At 69.0% G+C, this 6626-nt stretch carries 11 protein-coding genes; 4 read left to right on the top strand and 7 right to left on the bottom strand.

The window, feature by feature from the left end:
- Together AC27KI_RS16695 and AC27KI_RS16690 are read right to left on the bottom strand one after the other, a co-directional pair.
- Positions 1-273: hypothetical protein (locus AC27KI_RS16695; protein WP_487114822.1), on the bottom strand; the 273-nt coding region annotated here is incomplete at its 3' end.
- Between the two features lie 192 nt (positions 274-465).
- Positions 466-1341 carry a PA4780 family RIO1-like protein kinase gene (locus AC27KI_RS16690; RefSeq protein ID WP_284407374.1) on the bottom strand — a complete coding sequence of 292 codons (876 nt, stop codon included), beginning with the start codon at positions 1339-1341 and terminating at the stop codon, positions 466-468.
- A gap of 137 nt (positions 1342-1478) precedes the next feature.
- Between AC27KI_RS16690 and AC27KI_RS16685 the strand changes: the two genes are divergently transcribed.
- Positions 1479-1901, top strand: coding sequence for a hypothetical protein (locus AC27KI_RS16685; protein ID WP_487114820.1), 423 nt, complete (start codon positions 1479-1481; stop codon positions 1899-1901).
- Between the two features lie 48 nt (positions 1902-1949).
- On the opposite strand, the gene AC27KI_RS16680 is transcribed toward AC27KI_RS16685, so the two are convergent.
- Positions 1950-2522, bottom strand: a complete 573-nt coding sequence (locus AC27KI_RS16680; RefSeq protein WP_284401716.1) for a hypothetical protein — start codon at positions 2520-2522, stop codon at positions 1950-1952.
- A gap of 172 nt (positions 2523-2694) precedes the next feature.
- On the opposite strand from AC27KI_RS16680, the gene AC27KI_RS16675 reads away from it, so the two are divergent.
- Positions 2695-3309 carry a DNA-3-methyladenine glycosylase gene (locus AC27KI_RS16675; RefSeq protein ID WP_487114818.1) on the top strand — a complete coding sequence of 205 codons (615 nt, stop codon included), beginning with the start codon at positions 2695-2697 and terminating at the stop codon, positions 3307-3309.
- Positions 3310-3373: 64 nt separating this feature from the next.
- Positions 3374-3889 (top strand): hypothetical protein, encoded by a 516-nt coding sequence (locus tag AC27KI_RS16670; protein ID WP_487114816.1) that lies wholly within the window; start codon positions 3374-3376, stop codon positions 3887-3889.
- Positions 3890-3961: 72 nt separating this feature from the next.
- Here AC27KI_RS16670 and AC27KI_RS16665 read toward each other — a convergent pair whose 3' ends face one another.
- The 4 genes from AC27KI_RS16665 to AC27KI_RS16650 all read right to left on the bottom strand — a co-directional run bounded on the left by AC27KI_RS16665 (position 3962) and on the right by AC27KI_RS16650 (position 6123).
- Positions 3962-4771: a tRNA-uridine aminocarboxypropyltransferase gene (locus tag AC27KI_RS16665; RefSeq protein WP_487114824.1), complete on the bottom strand. Its 810-nt coding sequence runs from the start codon at positions 4769-4771 to the stop codon at positions 3962-3964.
- A gap of 17 nt (positions 4772-4788) precedes the next feature.
- Positions 4789-5136 (bottom strand): HepT-like ribonuclease domain-containing protein, encoded by a 348-nt coding sequence (locus tag AC27KI_RS16660; protein ID WP_272566656.1) that lies wholly within the window; start codon positions 5134-5136, stop codon positions 4789-4791.
- The gene (locus tag AC27KI_RS16655; protein WP_284406437.1) at positions 5123-5434 is read right to left on the bottom strand and encodes a nucleotidyltransferase family protein; all 312 of its coding nucleotides are present in this window, start codon (positions 5432-5434) and stop codon (positions 5123-5125) included. The genes AC27KI_RS16660 and AC27KI_RS16655 overlap by 14 nt, the downstream gene beginning before the upstream one ends.
- Before the next feature lie 83 nt (positions 5435-5517).
- Positions 5518-6123, bottom strand: a complete 606-nt coding sequence (locus AC27KI_RS16650; RefSeq protein ID WP_272566652.1) for a class I SAM-dependent methyltransferase — start codon at positions 6121-6123, stop codon at positions 5518-5520.
- Positions 6124-6343: 220 nt separating this feature from the next.
- Between AC27KI_RS16650 and AC27KI_RS16645 the strand changes: the two genes are divergently transcribed.
- On the top strand, positions 6344-6626 hold a 283-nt coding region (locus tag AC27KI_RS16645), incomplete at its 3' end, for an alpha/beta fold hydrolase (RefSeq protein WP_487114814.1).

Raw genomic sequence — 6626 nt, 5'->3', positions numbered from 1 at the left:
GCGCCGGGGCGGACAGGGCCTGCGCCGCGCTTGCAGCCTGCGCGCCGGCGATGCAGGCGGAAGGGCCTGCACCGCATCGTGGCAACGCCATGCGGCGCGCTCGCGGGCCAGGGCCAGGTGCTCCGCGCAAAAATAGGCCAGACCGGGCGCCCGGCTTCCAGGCTCGGGCAGCGCGTGGTTGTCGTGGTCGGCAAACGCGACCCAGTCGCCATAGGCGCCCTCGGCCGCATCGTCCAGGGGCTGGCCGCAGATCGCGCAGGTGGCTGGGTTCATGGGTGCGGCTCCGGTGGTGTCATCGCCAAGGCACGGCAGGGCCGTGCGCGGGCTCGGCGGCGGCCCCCAAGGCGGCGCACGCCTGGGAAGTCCGGCCATTTCGCCCGGTCTACGATTTTGCAGGGCAACCCCCGTGCGCGTGCGCCTGTTTTGTGAAGGTTTGTGAGCCCCGCCCCGCGCGCGCCCTTGCCGCTACCCGCCCGCCATGCGCAGCCGGCGCGCCGCATCCTCGGCCCGCGCATCGTCGATCTCGCGCATCACCGCCTGCAGGTCCACATCCGCATGGCGGCGCTCGTAGCGGCCGGTGAGCGGGGTCTCGTTCGTCAACTGGCCGCTCTGGTACAGGGTCCAGATCTCGGGGCCGTATTCGGTGGCCCGCAACTCGGGCGCGAACTGGCCGAAGAAATCGCGCAGGTTGGCCACGTCGCGCAGCAGCATGCGCGGCGCATGGTTGTTGCCCGCCGCATCCACGGCCTGGGGCAGGTCGATGATGACCGGGCCCTCGGCGCCTTCGTCCGCACCGGCGCCAGGGATGTGGGCGAGCAGGATGTTGAATTCGGACAAGTCCCCGTGCACCACGCCCGCGCACAACATGCGCACCACCTCGGCGATCAGCGTGGCATGGTGCGCCCGGGCCTGCTCGGGCGTGAACGCCACGTCGTTCAGTCGCGGCGCCGCATCGCCGTGCGCGTCGGTCACCAGCTCCATGAGCAGCACGCCCTCGTGGAAGTTGAACGGCTGCGGCACGCGCACGCCGGCTGCCGCCAGGCGGTAGAGCGCATCGACCTCGGCGCTCTGCCACGCGGCCTCCTGCGCTTGCCGGCCGAACTTGCTGCCCTTGGCCATCGCACGGGCCGAGCGGGAGTTCTTGACCCGGCGGTTCTCGGTGTAGTCCACCGCCTGCCGGAAGCTGCGGTGCGTGGCCTCCTTGTAGATCTTGGCGCAGCGCGTTTCGTCGCCGCAGCGCACCACGTACACCATGGCTTCCTTGCCGCTCATGAGCTGGCGCACCACGGTGTCGATGAGGCCTTCCTCGATGAGGGACTGGAGTCTGGGGGGAGCTTTCATCGGAGCATTTTGCCCCCTGGCAAGACCGTCTATGCTTCTGCGCCGGGCGCATCCATGAAGCACCCTCCACGTCCATGCCAATGATCTTGAAGACAACCAATCCCCGGCGCCGGAAACGCGGCGTTCATGGCGTGGCGATGCTGGGCATCGCCTGGGCGCTGTGCGGAACGAACACGGCGCAGGCCGACGCGCCCACCGCCGCACAAGCTATCCACGCCATCGGCCACCCCTCTGCGATTCACATCGACAAGGGCGCCGCACACAGCGTGCAAGGCGGGGATGCGAACTGCGAAAACCTTTCCATCGACACCCGCCGGGTGGCCTATTTTTGGCAGCATGCCGTCCGAAGCGCCCGGTACAACTACCTCCAGAGTCTGGACCAGGGCGACTGCCAGGCCGAAGCGCAACTGCAACTGACGAACCGGAAAAAAGGCCGGCTGTCGCTGGACAACGCGACGGGCTGGGGTGTGCTGCAAATTCACCAGACCACGTACTACCTCTACTGCGAGGCCTGTGAAGGGCTGATGGGCGCAGACTTCACCTTTCCTTCCGTCAAGTGAACAGGCCTCCAACCTCGGTGCATTAGCTGCACCGCAACGCGGGCCGTGTCAGCCCCCGGCACCGGCCCACACCGGATTGAGCAGACGCTCCAGCCGCTGGTGCGAAGCCTCCACGCGCTGCAATGCCGCATCGACCAGAGCAGGCGTCATCACGATGCGCTTGCCATCGGCCTCGAACGGCTTGCCGCGCGAGATCGGCACCAGCGAGGCGCGAAACGCCTTGTCCTTGGCCAGCACGTCGTCGGGCGCCAGGTTGCGCGCCTTCAGCATGGCCAGCCGGTCCTTCAGCGCCGCCTCGTAGCGCGGATTCACCACGGGCTTGCGCTGCTTCATGCTGGCCTGGTAGCTCAGTGCCGTCGCGCGCTCGTACTCGATCGAATTGCGCATGGCCGCGGCCAGGCGGTCCTGCGCGGCCTCGGTGGCGGCGGCGTCGGAGACGTCCACGCCCGCCCAGAAGTCGCGGTGCACCTGCTCGGTGAGCACGGCGTCTTCCTTGAACATGGACATCAGCAGCGCCTGCCGCTTGGCGCTCAGTTCGGCCGCCCAGGGTGAGCTGGCCAGCAGGCAGGCGAGGACCAGTGCGAAGCCGGCGCGGAGCCATCGGTGGGACGGAAAATTCATGGGCATGCCTTCGTGGTCGGGTCTGTTGGTTGAAGAAGCAAGGGAAGACGCTGGACCCGGCAGAACGCCGGCCGGGCGGGTGCGGTCGGCCCGCCAGTATCGCCGTGGCGTGCCGCCCCCATGCCACAGGGCCCGGCCGTCGCCGGCCGCTGCGGGTCTTAGCATCACGCCCATGCCCCACGACCTGCCCCTGGCCCTGACCCTTGCCGACATCGACTTCACCGCCCCAGCGCACGAGGTGGCACGCCGGCTCATCGGCGTGACGCTGCTGGTCGACGGCGTGGGCGGCCGCATCGTGGAAACCGAGGCCTACGACCAGACCGACCCGGCCTCGCACACCTTCGGTGGCCCCACGGCCCGCAACGCGGCCATGTTCGGCCCGCCGGGCTGCGCCTACGTGTACCGCTCCTACGGCCTGCACTGGTGCGTCAACACCGTGTGCCGCGAAGCGGGCCATGGCGCAGGCGTGCTGCTGCGGGCCATCGAGCCCACCCACGGACTGGACACCCTGCGCGAACGGCGCGGCCTGCAGGACGCCCGGCTGCTGTGCGCCGGCCCCGGACGGCTGGCGCAGGCGCTGGGCATCGACGCACGCCTGGACGGCGAGTCCCTGCACCTGCCACCGTTCGCGCTGCTGCAGCCTTCGCCGGGCCACCCGGCGCCCGACGTGATCGCCGGGCCGCGCATCGGCATCTCCAAGGCGGTGGACGTGCCCTGGCGGTTCGGGGAGAAGGGTTCGCGGTTCTTGAGCCGGCCGTTCACGGCGGGGGTGAGAAACCAGGGCTGATCCGCCGGATGGCCCCAACCAGCCATCGCCAAGCCAAAAGCCCGATTCGGAACAGGAACGACCGATGACCATGAAAAGCGCCCTGCGAACCATCACCCTGCCATGGCTGGCGTGGGCTGCCCTGGCCCATTCGGGGCCAATGGACCCACCGCCGCCACGGGGCTCGGCATCCGCATCGGCATCGAAGGCCGCGGCAGCAACCGAACGGGAGGAAGACCGCCGCCGAATGGAAGCCCGCGCCTACGCCATCGGCCCGGTGCGCCGCATCACGTTGTCCAGTGCGCGATTCTTCGATGCGCAAGGCAAGCCATGCACGGCCGAGCCGCCGCCGGCCCGCGTCACTGAGCGGTATGTGCGCAACTTCCTGCGGCAGGCCATCCCCATCTCGCAGGTGGCGGTGATGAACGATTACGGATCCTTCGGGGAATGCACCAGCGATCCCGTGGACGTGCGATTCAAGGACGGCCGGCAGGTGCGCCTTTCATTCGCGGCCGACAGCGGCGTGGGCTATCTGTCGCCGGTGGTCAAGGGCCGGGAGGAAGACGTTTACTTCTACTATTGCGAGGTTTGCAAGCGGTGAAGTGAAGGAAATGAAGCAGAGGGCCGTCTGGCTTTCAGAGTGCCAGAGCGCGCGGCCAAGCCCGCCGCGCCCTCATCCGTCTTGCCGCGCGGCCCCCTGCGCCGCAACGCCCGGTCCCCGCGCCCGCAAGGCCCGCAACCGGCGGTGCGCCTCGCCGTCCATCTCCACCGGCAATTGGTGCTTGGCCTGCAGGTAGTGGTGGGTGAACACGTCGAGATAGGCCTCCAGTGTCTGCGCTGCGTGCGACTCGCCCGCCAGTTCAAGACAGATCGCCGCTACTTCGGAGGTGCAGAAATGGTCGTCGCGCTGGGAGCGGCGCAGCCGGTAGCGCGACAGCTGCTCGGGCTGCAGGCTGAGCACCGGCAGGTGGTTCAGGTAGGGGCTCTTCCTGAACATCTTGCGCGCCTCGGTCCAGGTGGCGTCCAGCAGCACGAACAGCGGGCGCCGGGGTTGCAGCGGCGGCATGCCCTGCGCTGGAACCTCTGTGGGCTCCACCCGGGTCGCCACCCGCGAAGGCTCCGCGAACTCGCCAGGAAACACCACATACGGCTGCCACTGCGGGTCGCGCAGCAGCGCCAGCAGGGCCGGGTCCACCACCGTGCGCGCCCAGCCGAAGGCGAAGGTGTCCGGCACGACGTCGGCGATCAGCCAGCCCGTGTTGCTGGGCTTGAGCGGCTCGATGTCGGCCATCAGCAGGCACATGCCGGCCTGGGTGGCGACCTGGGGCCGCACGGCGCACAGGCAGTGGCTGGGCACCAGCCGGCAACCGGGGCAGCGCTCGCCGCGCGGGCCGCCCCGGGCGAGGAACGGCTTGGAACTGCGCGCCAGGCGCTCGGTGCGCAGGCGGGAGACGGCATGGGGGACGAGGGAGTGGCCGGCCATGCGGTCCACGGGATCGGTCAAGCCAGCTCTTCCAGCAAGGTGGCCACCGTGGCGATGAGGGCTGGCAACGAGTCCTGGGCCACGGTCCAGACCGTGTGCACCCGGATGGTGGCGTAGCCATGGATCAGCTGGTTGCGAAACGCCACGATCTGCGCCAGATCCGGTATGCGCGCAGCCAGTGCGGCGTCTGCCCTGGCCAATTGGCCGAGCGCCTCGCCGATGATCTCGAACTTGCGCTCCACGGCCGCCTGCGCCATTTCATTGGCGGCGTAAGCCTCGGCGTCCATGCCCTGTAGAAAATTCTGAATGGCCTTTGCCGCCGCCTGCACATCCCACAGAAAAGCGCGCGGATCACGCGGCAACATACACAGGCTCCCGATGGCGGTTGATGCTGGCCAGTACGTAGGGATTGCGCACTGCGCCCGGCTCGATCAAGTCCACCGGACGGCCGAGCAATTGCTCCAGCGCGGCTTTGGTGCCGAAAAACGAGTGCAGCCCAACGGGCGCGTTGTCGGCGAACTCCACCAGAAAATCCACATCGCTGGTGCCCGGATCGAAATCGTGCGCACGGGCTGCGGAGCCGAATACCTCCAGCCGGCGCACGCCGAAGCGCTGGCAGATGGCCGCGATGCGCGGCAGGTGTTGGGCGATGGCGGAATGCATGCGGGAGATTCTAGGGGCGCACCTGCTGCCCATCGGCCGACACTGCACGGCGCGCATGGCCCTGCCCATGACGAGGGCCCCACTCAACCGCCCACGTGCTCCAGCTCGAACAGCGGCACCTCGGCCTGGCGGCTCAGCCACAGGCCGCCGCCCAGCTCCAGCGCGCCCTCGCGCAGCCCGCGCCGGTACAGCGTGGCGGAGTGCCGGAAGATGCGCGCATCGGTCAGGTCTTCGTCGATGATGTCGCGCTCGTAGTCCTCGCGGGACACGGCCTCGACATACAGCGCGCCACGGCTCAACTGGCCCAGGTTGCGCAGGGCGGCCTTCAGATCGGGCGGGCTCAGGTAGGGCAGCACGCCCTGGCAGATGACCAGGTCGAACGGCTCGCTGGCCTGGTAGTCCACCACCGAGCCCTGCTGCCACCCGTAGCGCTCGCACAGGTAGGGGCTGAACTCCACGCCCTGGTAGCTGGCCGCGGGAAAGTGCTGCGCCACGATGCCCTTCCACAGCCCGATGCCGCAGCCCACGTCCAGCACGCGCTGCACCGGCACCCGCAGGTACTTGAGGTAGCTGCACACGAAAGTGCCCAGGCGCTCCATGTGCTGCGGGTCCACCACGCTGGTCTTCTTGTCGTAGTAGAAGCGCTGGTAGTACGCCTCGTCGAAGGTGCTTGCGCTGGCTGATTTCAAAGAGGCGGTCCTTGCAGGGAAGTGGAAAAGAAGGGAGGGGCTGGGCGAAGCCAAAACGGTGGCAGCGAGTATCCCGTATCGCCATGGCACGCGCGCCCGCCCCGGGCACGCCTACCGCCGTGCGCACCGCATGAAAGGCCGGCACCTTCCAGCGTCGGCGATACGGCATGGCACGGCACTGCATCACCCGATTCGAATGGACGCGACACAATGGTCCGGCATGAGCGCAGCCCCCTCCTCCACGCCCCTTTCCGCACCACCCGGCCCCGCCCCGTCCGACCACTGGATCGCCACCGCGCACGGCCGCCTGTTCGCGCGGTGCTGGGCCGCCGGGCCCACGCCCTGCCCCGACGCATCCGCGCCGCCGCCCATCGTCCTCTTCCACGACTCGCTGGGCTGCGTGGACCTGTGGCGCGAGTTTCCTGCGGTGCTGTGCCGCACGACAGGCCGCAGGGTGATCGCGTACGACCGCCTGGGCTTCGGCCGCTCCGACGCGCGCACGG

This window comes from Acidovorax sp. KPB24-03 (assembly GCF_057546605.1).
Note: the sequence above shows the minus strand (reverse complement) of the source record. Positions and strands in the feature narration are given on the sequence as shown.